Genomic DNA, 16284 nt, shown 5'->3' with positions numbered 1-16284 from the left:
ACGGTCGGCCTGCTGCGCGTTTATCACGCTTTGTCCGGCAGGGGGGCGCTATGACCCTGCTGACCCTGATCGCGGCCTTACTGGCCGTACTTCTGGCAGGCTGGCTGGTGCATGCCCTGCTGCACGCGGAGGACCTGTCATGATGCTGCAGTTCTACAGCCTGCTGGGGCTATTCATGCTGCTGCAGTTCTACAGCCTGCTGGGGCTATTCATGCTGCTGCTGACCTTGTCGGTGCGGCCCATGGGCGCCTGGCTGGCACCGTTGGCCGCAGGCCAGCTGCCAGCGCGCTGGCAAACACTCGATAGCGCGCTGCTGCGGCTGGCCGGTATCCGCGATACCGGCATGGGCTGGCGCCAGTACGCGCTGGCGGTGCTGGTGTTCAACCTGCTGGGCGCGCTGCTGCTGTACGCGTTGCAACGCCTGCAAGGCGTGCTGCCGTTCAACCCGCAGGGCATGGGCGCGGTAGAGGCCGGCTCGGCGTTCAATACCGCCATCAGCTTTGTCACCAATACCAACTGGCAGGGCTACGCCGGTGAAAGCACCATGAGCTATTTCACCCAGATGGCCGGGCTGGCGGTACAGAACTTCCTGTCCGCCGCGACCGGCATCGCCGTGGCGTTTGCGCTGATGCGCGGCTTTACCCGCCGCGAAAGCGCCGACCTGGGCAACTTCTGGGCCGACGTGCTGCGGGTGTCGGTCTACCTGCTGCTGCCGCTGTCGCTGCTGCTGGCGCTGGTATTCGTGCAGCAAGGCGTACCGCAAACGTTGGCCGCGTATAGCGATTACACCGCGCTAGCCGGCCACGCGCAGACGCTGGCGCTAGGCCCGGTGGCCTCGCAAGAAGCCATCAAGCTGCTGGGTACCAACGGCGGCGGCTTCTTTAACGCCAACTCGGCGCACCCGTTCGAAAACCCCACCGAGCTGACCAACCTGCTGCAGATGCTGGCCATCTTCCTGATTCCAGCCGGCCTCACTCACGCCTTTGGCCGCCTGGCCGGCGACCGCCGCCAGGGCTGGGCGCTGTACGCGGCCATGAGCGTGATCTTTATCGCCTGCGCCATCGGCGTGATGGCCGCCGAAAGCCAGGGCAACCCGCTGTTGGCCGCACTGGGCGCAGACGGCAGCAGCGGCAACTGGGAAGGCAAGGAAGTGCGCTTTGGCATGGCCGCCAGCAGCCTGTTCATTACCGTTACCACGGCAGCCAGCTGCGGCGCGGTCAACGCCATGCACGATTCGCTGACCGCGCTGGGCGGCATGCTGCCAATGTGGCTGATGCAGCTGGGCGAGGTGGTGTTCGGCGGCGTGGGCTCCGGCCTGTACGGCATGCTGGTGTTTGCCGTGCTGGCGGTGTTCGTGGCCGGGCTGATGGTGGGCCGCACGCCGGAATACCTGGGCAAGAAGATCGAAGCCTTCGACATGAAAATGGTGGCGCTGGTCATCCTCACCACCCCGGCGCTGGTGCTGGCCGGCAGCGCCGCCAGCGTGCTGCTGGCCCCCGGCCTGGCCGGCCTGGCCAACCCCGGCGCGCACGGCTTTAGCGAGGTGCTGTACGCGTTCAGCTCGGCGGCCAACAACAACGGCAGCGCCTTTGCCGGCCTGTCTGCCAACACCGCCTATTACAACGCGCTGCTGGGCATCGCCATGTGGCTGGGCCGCTTTGCCGTCATCGTGCCGGTGCTGGCGCTGGCCGGCAGCCTGGCCGCCAAAAAGACGCTGGCCACCACCAACGGCAGCATGCCCACCCATGGCGGCCTGTTTATCGGCCTGCTGGTTGGCAGCGTATTGCTGGTGGGCGCATTGACCTATCTGCCGGCACTGGCGCTGGGCCCGGTGGCCGAGCACCTGATGATCTGGGCGCGTTAAGCAGGAGACCAAAATGACTGACAAAAAAGCAAGCTTGCAGCTGTTCGACCCGGCCCTGCTCAAGCCCGCCCTGCGCGATAGCGTACGCAAGCTGGCGCTGCGCGAGCAGCTGAAAAACCCGGTGATGTTCGTGGTGTACCTGGGCAGCGTGCTGTGCAGCGTGCTATGGGTCATGGCGCTGCAAGGGCAGGGCGACGCACCGGCCTGGCTGACCGGCAGCATTGCCGTGTGGCTGTGGTTTACCGTGCTGTTTGCCAACTTTGCCGAGGCGCTGGCCGAGGGCCGCAGCCGTGCCCAGGCCGCCAGCCTCAAGAGCCTGAAAAAAGCCACCATCGCCAAAAGGTTGGCCGCACCGCAGCGCTACGGCGCCGCCTTTACCGTGGTGGACGCCAGCGACCTGCGCAAGGGCGACGTGGTGCTGGTGCAGCACACCGACCTGATCCCCTGCGACGGCGAGATTATCGAGGGCATTGCCAGCGTGGACGAGTCGGCCATTACCGGCGAGTCGGCACCGGTGATCCGCGAATCGGGCGGCGATTTCAGCTCGGTCACCGGCGGCACCCGCGTGCTGTCGGACTGGATCGTGGTGCGCGTCAGCGTGAACCCTGGTGAAACCTTCATCGACCGCATGATCGCCATGGTGGAAGGCGCCAAGCGCCGCAAAACGCCCAACGAGATTGCGCTCACCATCCTGCTGCTGGCGCTGACGCTGGTGTTCCTGTTGGTGACGGTCACGCTGCTGCCGTTCTCGGTATACAGCGTGGGTGCCGCCGGCAGCGGCCAGGTGATCTCGCTGCCGGTGCTACTGGCGCTGCTGGTGTGCCTGATTCCCACCACCATCGGTGGCCTGCTGTCGGCCATTGGCGTAGCAGGCATGAGCCGGCTGATGGCGGCCAACGTGATTGCCACCAGCGGCCGTGCGGTAGAAGCCGCCGGCGACGTAGACGTGCTGCTGCTGGATAAAACCGGCACCATCACCTTTGGCAACCGCCAGGCCGCCGCCTTCATCGCCGCTGCCGGCACCACGCCAGCGGCGCTGGCCGAGGCGGCCTGGCTGGCCTCGCTGGCCGACGACACGCCGGAAGGCAAGAGCATCGTGGTGCTGGCGCAGCAGCATACCCGAGCACCCGCCGGCCACCACGATGGCGTGCAGAGCGAAAGCCTGCTGGGCCGCAGCACGCTGCAGGCGCTGCACCTGGGCGTGATCCCCGCTGGCGCCACCTTTGTGCCGTTTACCGCGCAGTCGCGCATGTCCGGCGTCAACCTGGGCGAGCGCCAGATCCGCAAGGGCGCGGCCGACGCCATCCGCCGCCACGTGCTGCAGCTGGGCGGCAGCTTTAGCCCGGCCCTGCAACAGCAGGTGGACGGCATTGCCAGCCGTGGCAGCACGCCGCTGGTGGTGGCCGAGGGCGCCCGCGTACTGGGTGTGGTGGAACTGAAAGACGTGGTGAAGCCGGGCATCAAGCAGCGCTTTGCCCAGCTGCGGCAGATGGGCATCAAAACGGTGATGGTGACCGGCGACAACCGCCTGACCGCCGCCGCCATCGCCGCCGAAGCAGGCGTGGACGATTTCCTGGCCGAGGCCACGCCGGAAAACAAGCTGGCGCTGATCCGCGATTACCAGCAGCGCGGCCAACTGGTGGCCATGACCGGCGACGGCACCAACGACGCCCCGGCGCTGGCCCAGGCCGACGTGGCGGTGGCGATGAACAGCGGCACCCAGGCCGCGCGCGAGGCCGCCAATATGGTGGACCTCGACTCCAGCCCCACCAAGCTGATCCAGGTAGTGGAAATCGGCAAACAGATGCTGATGACGCGCGGCGCGCTGACTACCTTCAGCCTGGCCAACGACGTGGCCAAGTACTTCGCCATCATCCCGGCGGCGTTTGCCGGCACCTACCCGCAGCTGGGCTTGCTGAACGTGATGCAGCTGGCCAGCCCGGCCTCGGCGCTGCTGTCGGCGGTGATCTTCAACGCGCTGATCATCGTGGTGCTGATTCCGCTGGCACTGAAAGGCGTGCGCTACCGTGCGCTGGGCGCCGAGGCGCTGCTGCGCCGCAACCTGCTGGTGTACGGCCTGGGCGGCCTGCTGCTGCCTTTTGCCGGCATCAAGCTGATCGACATGCTGCTGGCCCTGCTGGGGCTGGTGTAAGCAACACACCTTGAAAGGAAGCATCATGCAACACGCACTTTCCGGCAGTGACACCCAGGCTGCCCAACCCGCCGCCAGCGCACTGTGGTGGCCCGCCGCCCGCCTCTTGCTGGGCCTAACCCTGCTGTTGGGCCTGGTGTACCCGCTGGCCGTCACCGGCCTGGCGCAGTGGCTGTTTCCGGCGCAGGCGCAGGGCTCGCTGCTGCAACAGCAAGGCCGCGTGGTGGGCTCGGCGCTGGTGGGCCAGGCGTTCAGCAAACCGGGCGAGTTCTGGGGCCGCCCGTCCGCCACCGCCAGCACCCCGTATAACGGTGCCGGCTCCGGCGGCAGCAACCTGGGCCCGGCCAACCCGGCGCTGGCCAAGGCGGTGGCCGAGCGCATCGCCGCGCTGAAAGCCACCGGCCCGCTGCCTGCGGAGCCGGTACCGGCTGACCTGGTCACCGCATCTGCCAGCGGGCTGGACCCGCACATCAGCCTGGCCGCTGCGCTGTACCAGGTACCGCGCGTGGCTGCCGCCCGCCAGCTGGACGCCGCTAAACTGGCACAGCGGGTACGCCAGCAGGCCGAGCAGGCGTGGTTCGGCAGCGACGCCACAGCACGGGTGAATGTGCTACAGCTGAACCTAGCGCTGGCGCGCAGCTGATACCATCGGCGTGCCATTTGACCTTGCAGGGTTGGCCGCATGCGGCCAACCCTGCAACGGTTTCCCGTAACTGATCAAGACACACCCCAACCATGACCGACCCCGACCGTCGCCCCGACCCCGACGCCTTGCTGGCCAGCCTGCCGCGCCCGCGTGGCCGGCTGAAGCTGTTTTTCGGCGCCGCGCCCGGCGTGGGCAAAACCTACGCCATGCTGGCCGAGGCGCAGGAAAAACGCGCCCAGGGCCTGGACGTGCTGGTGGGCTGGGTGGATACCCACGGCCGCGCCGATACCGAAGCCATGCTGCACGGCCTGGCCGTGTTGCCGCGCCGCCAGCTCGACCACCGCAGCAAGGCGGTGGCAGCGCTGGATATCGACGCCATCCTGGCGCGCCGCCCGGCGCTGGTGGTGGTGGACGAGCTGCCGCACAGCAACGCCGCCGGCAGCCGCCACCCCAAACGCTGGCAGGACGTGGAAGAGCTGCTGGCCAGCGGCATCGACGTGTACAGCGCGATGAACGTGCAGCACCTGTACAGCCTGCGCGACATCGTCAGCCGCGTGACCGGCGTGGAAGTGGCCGAAACGGTGCCCGACCACGTGTTCGACCAGGCCGACGAAGTGCGGCTAGTGGACCTGCCGCCGGACGATCTGCTGCAAAGGCTGGCCGCAGGCAAGGTTTACCTGCCCGAGGTGGCCGAGCGCGCGGCGGCCAACTTCTTCCGTAAAGGCAACCTGATCGCGCTGCGCGAACTGGCGCTGCGGCGCATGGCCGACCGTGTCGATGGCCAGGTCAAGGCGCAGCGCGCCACGCAACAGGCGGCGCCGGTGTGGGCCACCCGTCATGGCTTGCTGCTGCTGGTGGATGGCCGCTTTGGCGCCGACAGCGTACGCCAGAGCCAACGCCTGGCGCGGCAGCTGGACGCCGCCTGGCACGCGGTGTGGGTGGACGACGGCCGCAGCAGCGCGGCATCCCGCGCCGCCGCGCTGGCCGCCTTGCAACAGGCGGCCGAGCAGGGCGCCACCACGCTGGTGTTGAGTGGCGGCTCGGTGGCGCGCCTGCTGGCCGACTATGCCCGCCGCCACAACCTGTCGCTGCTGGCCATGGCTGCGCCGCAGGCACGGCCGCGCCTGCAGCGCGCCCTGCAGGTGCACGCGGCCGACCTCGACCTGCTGTTGCTGTCCGGGCCGGCACCGGCTACCGGCGCGCGATCCTGGCTACGTTGGCCGCAGTGGCAGCTATCGCGCCAGGGCTGGCTGGCGGCCAACCTGCTGTGCGTCGCCATCACCGTGCTGGCCAGCCCGCTGCACGGTGTGCTGGAGCCCACCAACCTGGTGATGTTTTACCTGCTGGGCGTGCTGTGGGTGGCGGTGCGCTACGGGCGCGGCCCGGCGGCGCTGAGCGCGGTGCTATCGGTGGCGCTGTTCGACTTTTTCTTCGTGCAGCCGCATTTCTCGTTTGCCGTGTCCGACGTGCAGTACCTGATTACCTTCGCGGTGATGCTGATCGTGGGCCTGGTAGCCGGCCAGCTGGTGGCCAGCCAGCGCCACAGCGCCGCGCAGGCGCGCCAGCGCGAGGCGCACACCCGTACGCTGTACGAGATGGCGCGCGAGCTGGGCGTGGCCCTGCTGCCGGAGCAGGTGGGCGAGATCAGCCAGCGCTTTTTGTACGCCAGCCTGGGCGCCAATGTGCGGCTGTGGCTGCCGCCGGACGATGAAGACGGCGCGCTGCAGCCGCAGGCCGGTGACGCGCTTGGCGAAGATGCCGCCATCGTGCGCTGGTGCTACGACCACGCCGCGCCGGCCGGCATCGCCACCCACACCCTGCCGCAGGCGCCGTGCCTGTACCTGCCGCTAAAAGCGCCGATGCGCACCCGTGGCGTGCTGGTATTGCGGGTGGCCGAGCCCGTTACGCTGGCCGAACCCGATAACCGCCGCCTGGCCGAGGCGGTGGCGGCGCTGGCGGCGCAAACGCTGGAACGGCTGCATTACATTGCCGTGGCGCAGCAAACGCTGGTGGCCATGGAATCGGAACGCCTGCGCCACTCGCTATTGGCCGCGCTGTCGCACGACCTGCGCACGCCGCTCACCGCGCTCACCGGCCAGGCCGAAACCCTGCAGCGCCAGCTTGCCCGCGAGGCATCACCGCACGCCGCACAGGCGGCCACGCTGCAGGCGCAGAGCCAGCGTATCTCGCGGCTGGTAACCAACCTGCTGGAAATGGCCAGGTTGCAGGCCGGTGGCGTGACGCTGCGCCGCGACTGGCTGCCGCCGCAAGAGCTGTTTGGCAGCGCCATCGCCGCGCTGGGTGGTGCTACCGCCAGCCACCGCCTGCAGGTGAATGCCCCCCTGAGCTGCCCCATGCTGTACGCCGACCCCATCTTGCTGGAGCGGCTGCTAGTCAACCTGCTGGAAAATGCGCTCAAATACAGCCCCGTCGGCAGCACCATCACCCTCACGGCTACGGCCAGCGCGCAGCACATTGTGCTGAGCGTGGCCGACCAGGGGCGCGGCCTGCCGCCGGGCGACCCCGACGCGCTGTTTACCGCCTTTACCCGTGGCGAGCGCGAGTCGGCCATTAGCGGCGTGGGCCTAGGCCTGGCCATCTGCCGCACCATTGCCGACGTGCACGGCGGGCGCATCGCTGCGGCCAACCTGCCCGCCGGTGGTGCCTGCTTTACCCTTACCCTGCCGCTGGCCCCCCAGCCCGCGCTGGATTTCGACCCGGAGAACCTGCAGTGAGCAACGCCCCCAGCATTCTGGTCATTGAAGACGAGGCGGTGATCCGCCGCTTTGTGAAAGCGGCGCTGGAAGAAGACGGCCACCGTGTGTACGAGGCGGACAGCGTGGCGCGCGGCTTGATCGAGGCCGGTACCCGCAAGCCCGACCTGGTGGTGCTGGACCTGGGCCTGCCCGACGGCGACGGCGTGGCGCTGCTGCTGGACCTGCGCAGCTGGAGCAGCGTGCCGGTGATCGTGCTGTCGGCACGGGTGGACGAGGGCGACAAGATCGCCGCGCTGGATGCGGGCGCCGATGACTACCTCACCAAACCGTTTGGCACCGGCGAGCTGCAAGCCCGCGTGCGCGCCCAGCTGCGCCGCCGTGGCAGCAGCGCCGCCAGCGAAAGCGACAAAGTCACCCTGGGCGACGTGGTGGTGGACCTGGGCCTGCGCAGCGTTAGCCGCGCCGGCGAGCCGCTGCACCTGACGCAGCTGGAATACCGCCTGCTGGTGGCGCTGATCGCGCAGCGCGGCAAGGTGCTGACCCACCGTCAGCTGCTGAAAGAGGTGTGGGGCCCGGCACATATCGAGCACAACCACTACCTGCGCATCTACATGGCCCACCTGCGCCAGAAACTGGAACAAGACCCCGCCCAACCGCGCTTTCTGCTGACCGAAACCGGCGTGGGCTACCGGCTGGCAGCCGCCTAGCCGCTACACGAACAAAGCCGCTGTCACGGCGCCAAAAGCCAGCAGGATGGCCAGCATGTAGGCACGGAAAGTGGCGTGGTAGTAGTGGCCGGCCTGTTGCAGCGGGTAGCGGTTGTTCAGCAGGCGGAACAGCACCCACAGCATCATCGCGATAGCGACGATCAGGCCTACTGCCACCACGGTGTCCGCAGCGGTGGTGACGGCAATTTCGCCGTCGTCCTGTATGGCCCACTGGCCGAGAAAGTTCAGCATGAAACCCAGGATGATGCCCAGTGAGGTCACCATGGGCTGGCGGAAGTCCTTCATGTCATGGTTCATGTCGGGGTCGGGTGTGCTCATGGCGTACTCCGTAACAGCCCGGCCAGGTGCCGGGCGGGGTGGTGGGACAGTTGGCCGCAGGGGCTCAGGCGGGTTGCTGCTGCGTCGTGCAGTGTATGCCGCCGCCGCCCGCCGCGATGGCGTCGATATCTAGCTGGACGATGTCACGGCCGGGGAACTGCTCGCGCAGGATGGCGTGGCAGTGGCGGTCGGCGCGTGTATCGCCAAATTGCGGGGCGATCACCGCGCCGTTGCACACGTAAAAATTAATATAGCCAGCGGCAAAGTCGTCATTGCGGTAGCGCGGGCGTACCTCGCCAGGGCCGGGAAGCACCACCACTTTCAGCTTGCGCCCGCGGGCATCGGTGGCGCTATTCAGTATCTCCAGATGGCGCTTGGTGACTGCGTGGTCGTAGGATTGCGGGTCGGTATCCAGCCCGGCTACCACCACGCCCGGCTGGGTAAAGCGGGCGTAAAAGTCGGTATGACCATCGGTAATGTCGCGCCCGGCAATACCGGGTAGCCAGATGATTTTCTGCAGGCCCAGCAGGCGTTTCAGTTCGGCTTCGCATGCTGCCTTGCTCACGCCCGGGTTGCGGTTGGGGTTCAGTACGCAGCTTTCGGTAATGATGGCGGTGCCCTGGCCGTCTACTTCTATGCCGCCGCCTTCCAGCACCAGCCGGGTTTCCAGCCGGCTTACCCCGCTGTGTTCGCACACAAAACCGGCCACGGCCGCGTCAGCGTCGTGCTGCTGCTTGTCGCCCCAGCCGTTGAAGTTGAAATCCACGCCAGCCAGCTGGCCACGGCTGTTTTTCACAAATACCGGGCCGGTGTCGCGCATCCACAGGTCGTCCAGGTCTTGCACGATCAGCTTGACCTTGGGGCCGCACAGGCGGCTGGCGGTATCGTGGTCTTCTTCGCGTACTAGCATGTTGACCGGCTCGTACGCCACGATGGCGCGGGCGATGCGGCCCAGTGCTTCCTGCGCGGGGCGGCGCAAATCTTCCAATACCTCGGCACTGGGGCCAAAGGCCATCCAGGTAGCGCTGTGGCGTTCGCCTTCATCGGGCATGTGCCAGCTGCTGCCAGCGGCGTGGGTGGGCAGCGCCAGGCTGCTGCCTAGCAGGGCCAGGCCGGAGCTGGCCATGAAGTGTCTGCGTGTAAACATGATGTGCCTTTCTCGCTGGGGCCAGGGTTGGCCGCTGGGGTGTTCTTACCATAGGTGGCAGTAACGGTTTAACCAATACCGGCTGCATGCCCGGGTCGGCTGTTGCGGGGTGGTGCCATAGCGGCTAACGCTGCGGTCGGCGATGGCGTCGAGGAGTGCCGGTTCCATGTCGCGGGGTAGCGTGTGAGCTGTGCCGGATACACCACTACCGTGTGGCAATGGCCTGGCAGGTTTAATAGCGGGGTTCTTGCTGGGTGGTGCAATGGATGCCGCCACCGCCGGCGGCGATCGGGTCGATGTCCAGCTGAACGACGGTACGCCCAGGGTACAGTTCTTGCAGTTTGCTACGTGCTGCGGCATCCGCGGTGGCGTCACCAAACTGCGGCATGATGACGGCACTGTTGCACACGTAGAAATTGATGTAGCCGGCGGCGAAGTTTTTGTTGGCGGGCTGGCGGTTCGTCGTGGGGGCATTCAGTACGTGTACGGTCAGGGCTTGGCCGCTGGCATCGGTGGCGGCACGCAGGATGGTCAGGTGTTGTTGGGTCACGGTGTGGTCATAGGAGGCCGGGTCGCCGTCATAGCCAGCTACCACCACGCCAGGGCTGGTGAAGCGGGCGTAGAAGTCGGTATGGCCGTCGGTGATGTCTTGCCCGGCAATGCCGGGTAGCCAGATGACCTTGCGGATACCCAGCAGGCGTTTGAGCTCGGCCTCGCAGGCGGCTTTGCTGACGCCGGGGTTGCGGTTGCTGTTGAGCACGCAGCTCTCGGTGATGATGGCGGTGCCTTTGCCGTCTACCTCGATACCCCCGCCTTCCAGCACCAGGCTGCTTGTCAGGCGGGTGGCACCGGTCTGGCTGGCCATGAAACTGGCCACTTTCTTGTCGTTGGTGTGGGCCTGTTTATTGCCCCAGCCATTGAAGTTGAAATCTACCGCGCCTTTTTCGCCGTTACTGCCCACCACGAACACGCTGCCGGTATCGCGTGCCCACAGATCGTCGAATTCGGCTTCGAGCAAGGTGACGCGTGCATCGCACAGCTGCGCGGCACGGGCTTTATCTGCAGGGCGCACCAGCATTTTTACGGGTTCGTAGGCGACGATGGCGTTGGCAATGCGCGCCAATGCCTGTTGAACATTCGGCAGGTCGCCATCCCATATGGCACTGCTGCCGGTAAAGGCCATCCAGGTGGCGGCGTGCGGGTCGGCTTCGTCGCGCATGCTCCAGGTAACACTGTTATTACCTGCAGCCGGTGCGCTGCTACCGCCTCCGCCGCCACAACCGGCCAGCAGGCTGCCGCCCAGTGTGGCCAGGGTGATGCTGCCCATTTGTATGAATTGTCTTCTGTTATGCATGCTATGCCTCGTGGGAAAGGCCCCCCCGGTCTGTTGCCGGGTGGGGCGGTGGTGGATCAGCCTCGTTTGAAGCTCATCCAGGTGCGGCCTTCCAGCCGCGTGGTGTCGCTGCTTTGCACTTTTTGCAGGAACAGCGTTTTCTTGCGCTCGTCGCTCAGATAAATGGCGGGGTTGCCCACCAGCGTCCGGTCCATCAGCTTGAGCGCGCCCAGGTTGGCGTTGGCGTAGCGGGTGGCGTTGCTGATCTTGGCGACTACGTCGGGGCGCAGGATGTAGTTGATGAAGGCATGGGCGTTGTCGGGGTGGCGGGCGGTTTTGGGGATCAGCATGCCGTCGAACCACATCAGGCTGCCCATGCTGGGGATGTCGTACACGATGCTGCGCTTGCCACCCTGTTCGCGTACTTTTTCGGTGGCCAGGTTGATGGCACCGGAGTAGCCGGTAAACACGCACAGCTCGCCGCTTATCAGCTCGCTGGCATTGGGCGAGCCGACAAACAGGCTGATGTGTTTGCGCACTTTTTTCAGCATGGCCAGTGCGGCGTCAAAGTCGGCTTTGGCGGGGTTGACCGGGTCGCGGCCGATGTAGCGCAGGGCCAGCGGCAGCATGGCGCTGGCCGAGTCTTGCAGCCCGATGCGGCAGCCGCCTGCGGCCAACTTGCCGCTGGTGGCGGGGGCGAACAGCAGGTCCATGCTGTTGGCGGGTACCTTGCCCAGCAGCTTTTCCACTTTGACCTTGTCGTAACCCACGCCGACGGTGCCCCACATGTACGGCACGCCGTAGCGGTGGCCGGGGTCGGACTGGGCGATGATGTTCATCAGCCGCGGGTCCAGGTGCTTCAGGTTGGGCAGTTTGCTTTTGTCCAGCGGGCGGTACACACCGGCCTGGATCTGCTTGGCCATGAAGTCGTTGCTGGGCCATACCACGTCGTAGCCGCTATCGCCGGTCAGCAGCTTGGCTTGCAGGGTTTCGTCGCTGTCGTACACGTCCAGCCGCACCTTGATGCCGGTTTCCTTTTCAAACTGGCTGAGGGTGTCCGGGGCGAAATAGTCGGCCCAGTTGAACAGGTACAGGATTTTTTCTTCGGCGGCGTGGCTGCCGGCGCACGCCAGCGCCAGTGCGGCAGCCAGCAAGGTATGGCGCTGGCTCATGCGCGGGCTCCCTGGTAGCAGGAGGTGACGCCATCGCTGGTGAGCAGGGTGCGGTACATCTCGGGGCGGCGGTCGCGGAAAAAGCCCCAGCTCTGGCGCTCGGCGCGGATGGCGTCCAGGTCGAAGGTGTGCAGCAAAATGGTTTCTTCGGTGCAGCCAGCTTGCTGCACCTTGCTGCCGGTGTGGTCGGCAATAAAGCTGCTGCCGTAGAAGGTGGCGGTCAGCCCCTGTTGGCGCGGGTTGCCGTTGCCGATGCCGGTTTCGCTGCCGATGCGGTTGGCCGCTACCACCGGCACCATATTGGCCGCAGCGTGGCCCTGCATGGTGCGCTGCCAGTGGCCGGACGAGTCGTAGTTGGCGCTGAACGGCTCGCTACCGATAATGGTGGGGAAGCACAGCACTTCGGCACCCATCAGCGCCAGGCTGCGCGCGGTTTCCGGGTACCACTGGTCCCAGCAGATGCCGATGCCGATCTTGCCGACGCGGGTGTCCCACACCTTGAAGCCGGTGTCACCGGGGGTGAAGTAGAACTTTTCGGTGTAGCCCGGCCCGTCCGGAATGTGCGTCTTGCGGTACACGCCCAGCACGCTGCCGTCGCTGTCGGCCACGGCAATGCTGTTGTAGGCGGCGTTGCCGGCGCGCTCGAAAAAGCCGATGGGAATGACCACGCCCAGCTCGCCGGCCAGGCGGGCAAAGCGGGCAATACCGGGGTGGCCTTCGAACGGCTGCGCCAGCTGCAGGTGGTCTACGTGCTGGTCGATGCAGAAGTAGGGCTGCATGAATAGCTCCGGGTACAGCACCAGCTGTGCGCCAGCGGCGGCGGCCTGGCGGATCAGCCGCTCGGCGCGGTCCATATTGTCTTCTGTCTGCCAGCTGCCGGAGGCCATCTGGACGGCAGCGACGGTAAGGGTGCGGCTCATGGGGTTCTCCTTGGTGTGTTGTGTAGCGCCAGGCTCAGACGGCCGGCTGTTGCTGGGTGGAGCAGTGCAGGCTGCCGCCGCCGATGGAAATGGCGGTCACCGGCAGCAGCACCACCTCTCGATCGGGAAAGGCCTGCGCGAATACCGCGCGGGCGGCGTCGTCTTCTGCCACGCCAAAGGCGGTACTGATGACCGCGCCGTTGACCAGGATGTAGTTGGCGTAGCAGTCGCAGTAGCGTTCGCTGTCGTAACGCTGGGTCACCTCGGGCGACGGCAGCGCCAGAAAGCTGAACGCGCGGCCGCGGGCGTCGGTAGCCAGTTCCAGCGCACGGCGGTTTTCGCGCAGGATGTAGTAGTAGTCGCCCTGGTCTGGTGTGGCGCCCTGGCACAGCACACGGCCGGGTGCCACGAAGGAGGCGATGCCGTCCACATGGCCGTTGGTTTCCACCTCCATCGGGTTGCCCGGCAGCCAGATCACCTTGCGGATGCCCAGCATGCGGCCCAGCTCTTCTTCGATCTCGGCGCGGCGCATACCGGGGTTGCGGTTGGGGTGCAGCAGGCAGCTTTCGGTGGTCAGCAGCGTGCCTTCACCGTCCACGTAGAACGAGCCGCCTTCCAGGATCATGTCGCTGTTGAACAGCGTGGCGCCGGCGTGGCGGGCGATGTCCTGCGCCAGCTGTTGGCACCCGTCGTAGGGCTGGTATTTGTTGCCCCAGGCGTTGAAGCGGAACGCCGCTGCAGCCAACTGCCCGCCCTTGCCTTGCAAAAACACGGGTCCGCAGTCGCGTACCCAGTTGTCCTCAGCCGCCACCGGCAGCACCGTCACCGTGGGGCCGCACAGCTCGCGCGCTTGCGCTGCCAGGCTGTGATGCGCAGTCACCACGCAGCGCTGGTAGCGGGCAATGGTGCGGGCGGTCAGTGCAAACTCGGCCACTACCTGGGCGTAGTGTTCGCCCCACAATTCTTCGCGGTCGGCTAGCATCGGCCAGCCCAGCCAGGTGGTGTGCTGGGTTTCCCATTCGGCGGGCATGCGGTAGCCCTGTACGCGTGCATCAAAACGTCCCATCTGCTTTGCCTCCTGTTGTGATGGGCGTATTGTGGCGCTAGCATGAATTTAGAAAAATTGATGTTTATTGCGGGTATTGACCAGGTTTTCTCATATGAACAAGCCACGTATTCCGTCGTTACGTCTGCTTAGCGGCTTCGAGGCTGCAGCCAGGCTGGGTAGTTTTTCCCGTGCGGCCGAAGAGCTGTACCTGTCGCAGTCCGCTATTAGCCACCAGATACAGCAGCTGGAAGAACAGCTTGGTCAGCCGCTGTTTAGCCGGGTAGGGCGCGGCGTAGAGCTGACGGTGGCGGGAGAGGTGCTGTTGCGTAGCGTGCAGCTTTCGCTGGACGCGCTGAAGAGCGGGCTGGCGCGCATCGGCACCTATCTTGACCCAGGTCTGGTGGTGCTGGTGTGCCCGGCGCCGCTACAGCAGGGCTGGTTATTGCCCAGGTTGGCCGCATTGCAGCAGGCACTGCCAGGCGTGTGTCCGCTGTTGTCCACTGATGAGACGGCGCGCTATGTGGACGAACTGGACGTGGATATCAATATCGTGGCGCGGCCTTTGCAGCAGCCCGGCTTGCTGGAGCTGCCGTGGTTGCAGGACGAACAGCTGCTGGTAGCCAGCCCGGCGCTGGCGCAACGGCTGGCTGGTTTGCCGCCGACCGAGCACGCCGTCCACGCCAGCCTGCTGTGTCTGGAGCGCACACTGACGGCCGGTAGCGGCCACGAGGCACTCCCGGCGATGCTGGCCGGCTTCCAGCGTAGCTTGATTCTGGATGATGCCCGCTTGCTGCAGGACGCCGCCGAGCGTGGCCTGGGCGTGGCTTGGCTATCGCGCTGGCAGGTGGCCGACGCCATGGCTGTCGGCAGGCTGCAGGCGGTGGCGGGCTACCCGGCGCAGCCTTGGCAGCAATGGTGGATAGCCCGTGCAGAGGGTGACACGCGCGCACCGATGGTGCGCCAGCTGTATCAGTGGCTAGTGGACGAAGCCGCCAGGGTGGTTTGAGTGGGAGGCTGGGCGGCCTGCAGCACGCTACGGGCGACGCCCAGCTGCCAGTCAAAATACGGATTGAACGTCAGGCGGGCGTGGACTTTGCCCGGTTCGCGGTAACCCCAGTCGCTATACCACACGGTGGCACCACGCTGGCAGGCGGCGACCTCGGCATCCTCTTGGCCGTTTCGGCACATGCGCAGGCTGCCGTCTTGCCCGTACAGCGGGTTGTCGGGCGAGAACAGCACGCTCATGTGCGAAAACTGGCTGATGCGCTGTTGCGGCAGGTAGTCGCTTTGCCACAGCTGGCGCGTATCGCTACTGGCCGGTGCCTGGCGGCCGTACCATACCAGGCGGCTGGCGGGGTGGGTAAAGCGCTGCTGGAACAGCGTACGCGCTTGGCCGACATCTACGACCGAATCGTGTTCGGCCAACACCATGAAGGCCGGTTTGTCGTAGGGTTTGGCCGCCAGTGCAGCCAGTACGGCGCTGCTGCTGCGGTAAAACAGGCCAAAGCCGTGGGTGGGTACGTTCAGGTAACGCACGGGTGTCTGCTGTGTGCCTTCGTTCGGCTGGCGCAGCCACGGCTTGATCGGTGCCACCCACGGTGCCAGCCAGTCTATGCTGCTATCGGATTTGAACGCCGGTGAAAACAGCAGTACACCGGCAATATTGCGGTCAGTCTGCGCCTGCAGCATCACCAGGTTGGCACCAGTGGAAAAGCCGCCCAGGTAAACCGGCATCCCTTCTTTTTGCAACATCGTCGTTTGCTGCGTTACCAGTGCCTGCCAGTCTTCGTAGCGTGCGGCCATCAGGTCGGCCGGTTTGCTGCCATGCCCGGGCAGCAGCACGCTGCGTACCAGGTAGCCAGCTGCGGCCAGCCCTGGGCCCAGGTCGCTAAACGAATACGGCGAATCGCCCAGCCCATGCACCAGCAGGATGGCACCACGCGGCGCGCCGGCTGGCCGCCACTGCTGCGGGCTGTTATAAGCCAGCTCGTCTTGCGGGGTGGCGGTGACAAACTGGCGATGCTGTTGCAGCCATTGCCGGGTTTGCGCCTGATAGCTGGCAAAGTCGGCTTGCCCCAGTGGTGGCAGCGCGTCCGGGGCACGGGTTTGGGTGCAGGCCGTGGCGCATAGCGCCAATAGCAAAGGCAATACGGGTTTCATCGTGTGTGGCGGTGGCAAGGCAAAGGGATATGGAGTAGCAGGGCGGCGCTAAGTTTCGCCGGTGGGGCCTGCCGGCGAT

Annotated in this window: 13 protein-coding genes; 6 read left to right on the top strand and 7 right to left on the bottom strand. The window is 66.1% G+C overall.

What is annotated here, in order from left to right:
- Nucleotides 1-139 precede the first annotated feature (139 nt).
- From kdpA to kdpE, 5 genes are all read left to right on the top strand, one after another.
- Complete coding sequence (kdpA, locus tag ACZ9XP_RS13725) at nucleotides 140-1864, top strand: potassium-transporting ATPase subunit KdpA (protein ID WP_465188605.1); 1725 nt, start codon at nucleotides 140-142, stop codon at nucleotides 1862-1864.
- A 13-nt stretch (nucleotides 1865-1877) separates the two neighbouring features.
- Nucleotides 1878-4016: a potassium-transporting ATPase subunit KdpB gene (gene kdpB / locus ACZ9XP_RS13720; protein WP_465188604.1), complete on the top strand. Its 2139-nt coding sequence runs from the start codon at nucleotides 1878-1880 to the stop codon at nucleotides 4014-4016.
- Nucleotides 4017-4041: 25 nt separating this feature from the next.
- Nucleotides 4042-4659, top strand: coding sequence for a potassium-transporting ATPase subunit KdpC (gene kdpC, locus ACZ9XP_RS13715; RefSeq protein WP_465188603.1), 618 nt, complete (start codon nucleotides 4042-4044; stop codon nucleotides 4657-4659).
- 92 nt (nucleotides 4660-4751) lie between these two features.
- Nucleotides 4752-7397: a DUF4118 domain-containing protein gene (locus ACZ9XP_RS13710; RefSeq protein WP_465188602.1), complete on the top strand. Its 2646-nt coding sequence runs from the start codon at nucleotides 4752-4754 to the stop codon at nucleotides 7395-7397.
- Nucleotides 7394-8086, top strand: coding sequence for a two-component system response regulator KdpE (gene kdpE, locus ACZ9XP_RS13705; RefSeq protein ID WP_147689164.1), 693 nt, complete (start codon nucleotides 7394-7396; stop codon nucleotides 8084-8086). The genes ACZ9XP_RS13710 and kdpE overlap by 4 nt, the downstream gene beginning before the upstream one ends.
- A gap of 3 nt (nucleotides 8087-8089) precedes the next feature.
- On the opposite strand, the gene ACZ9XP_RS13700 is transcribed toward kdpE, so the two are convergent.
- The 6 genes from ACZ9XP_RS13700 to ACZ9XP_RS13675 all read right to left on the bottom strand — a co-directional run bounded on the left by ACZ9XP_RS13700 (nucleotide 8090) and on the right by ACZ9XP_RS13675 (nucleotide 14063).
- On the bottom strand, nucleotides 8090-8425 hold the full coding sequence (locus ACZ9XP_RS13700; RefSeq protein ID WP_147689165.1) for a hypothetical protein: 336 nt from the start codon (nucleotides 8423-8425) through the stop codon (nucleotides 8090-8092).
- Between the two features lie 64 nt (nucleotides 8426-8489).
- Nucleotides 8490-9572 carry an agmatine deiminase family protein gene (locus ACZ9XP_RS13695; RefSeq protein WP_465188601.1) on the bottom strand — a complete coding sequence of 361 codons (1083 nt, stop codon included), beginning with the start codon at nucleotides 9570-9572 and terminating at the stop codon, nucleotides 8490-8492.
- Nucleotides 9573-9804: 232 nt separating this feature from the next.
- On the bottom strand, nucleotides 9805-10926 hold the full coding sequence (locus tag ACZ9XP_RS13690; RefSeq protein ID WP_147689167.1) for an agmatine deiminase family protein: 1122 nt from the start codon (nucleotides 10924-10926) through the stop codon (nucleotides 9805-9807).
- A 56-nt stretch (nucleotides 10927-10982) separates the two neighbouring features.
- A complete protein-coding gene (locus ACZ9XP_RS13685) occupies nucleotides 10983-12077 on the bottom strand; it encodes an extracellular solute-binding protein (RefSeq protein ID WP_465188600.1) in 1095 nt (364 codons plus the stop codon).
- Nucleotides 12074-12997: an N-carbamoylputrescine amidase gene (gene aguB, locus ACZ9XP_RS13680; RefSeq protein ID WP_465188599.1), complete on the bottom strand. Its 924-nt coding sequence runs from the start codon at nucleotides 12995-12997 to the stop codon at nucleotides 12074-12076. Before aguB ends, ACZ9XP_RS13685 begins: the two co-directional genes overlap by 4 nt.
- 34 nt (nucleotides 12998-13031) lie before the next feature.
- Nucleotides 13032-14063, bottom strand: a complete 1032-nt coding sequence (locus ACZ9XP_RS13675; RefSeq protein ID WP_147689170.1) for an agmatine deiminase family protein — start codon at nucleotides 14061-14063, stop codon at nucleotides 13032-13034.
- 94 nt (nucleotides 14064-14157) lie between these two features.
- On the opposite strand from ACZ9XP_RS13675, the gene ACZ9XP_RS13670 reads away from it, so the two are divergent.
- Nucleotides 14158-15051 (top strand): LysR family transcriptional regulator, encoded by an 894-nt coding sequence (locus ACZ9XP_RS13670; RefSeq protein WP_147689171.1) that lies wholly within the window; start codon nucleotides 14158-14160, stop codon nucleotides 15049-15051.
- On the opposite strand, the gene ACZ9XP_RS13665 is transcribed toward ACZ9XP_RS13670, so the two are convergent.
- Entirely contained in the window at nucleotides 15015-16205 is a 1191-nt protein-coding gene (locus tag ACZ9XP_RS13665; RefSeq protein WP_170253782.1) for an alpha/beta fold hydrolase, read from the bottom strand. The two genes, ACZ9XP_RS13670 and ACZ9XP_RS13665, sit on opposite strands and share 37 nt — an antisense overlap.
- Between the last annotated feature and the right edge of the window lie 79 nt (nucleotides 16206-16284).

This window comes from Vogesella perlucida (genome assembly GCF_979366545.1).
This window is presented reverse-complemented; position numbering and strand designations above follow the sequence as displayed.

Coding starts and splice junctions, on each gene's coding strand:
- kdpA (WP_465188605.1), top strand. CDS start 140: ATGATGCTGCAGTTCTACAGCCTGCTGGGGCTATTCATGCTGCTGCAG.
- kdpB (WP_465188604.1), top strand. CDS start 1,878: ATGACTGACAAAAAAGCAAGCTTGCAGCTGTTCGACCCGGCCCTGCTC.
- kdpC (WP_465188603.1), top strand. CDS start 4,042: ATGCAACACGCACTTTCCGGCAGTGACACCCAGGCTGCCCAACCCGCC.
- ACZ9XP_RS13710 (WP_465188602.1), top strand. CDS start 4,752: ATGACCGACCCCGACCGTCGCCCCGACCCCGACGCCTTGCTGGCCAGC.
- ACZ9XP_RS13700 (WP_147689165.1), bottom strand. CDS start 8,425: ATGAGCACACCCGACCCCGACATGAACCATGACATGAAGGACTTCCGC.
- ACZ9XP_RS13695 (WP_465188601.1), bottom strand. CDS start 9,572: ATGTTTACACGCAGACACTTCATGGCCAGCTCCGGCCTGGCCCTGCTA.
- ACZ9XP_RS13690 (WP_147689167.1), bottom strand. CDS start 10,926: ATGCATAACAGAAGACAATTCATACAAATGGGCAGCATCACCCTGGCC.
- ACZ9XP_RS13685 (WP_465188600.1), bottom strand. CDS start 12,077: ATGAGCCAGCGCCATACCTTGCTGGCTGCCGCACTGGCGCTGGCGTGC.
- aguB (WP_465188599.1), bottom strand. CDS start 12,997: ATGAGCCGCACCCTTACCGTCGCTGCCGTCCAGATGGCCTCCGGCAGC.
- ACZ9XP_RS13675 (WP_147689170.1), bottom strand. CDS start 14,063: ATGGGACGTTTTGATGCACGCGTACAGGGCTACCGCATGCCCGCCGAA.
- ACZ9XP_RS13670 (WP_147689171.1), top strand. CDS start 14,158: ATGAACAAGCCACGTATTCCGTCGTTACGTCTGCTTAGCGGCTTCGAG.
- ACZ9XP_RS13665 (WP_170253782.1), bottom strand. CDS start 16,205: ATGAAACCCGTATTGCCTTTGCTATTGGCGCTATGCGCCACGGCCTGC.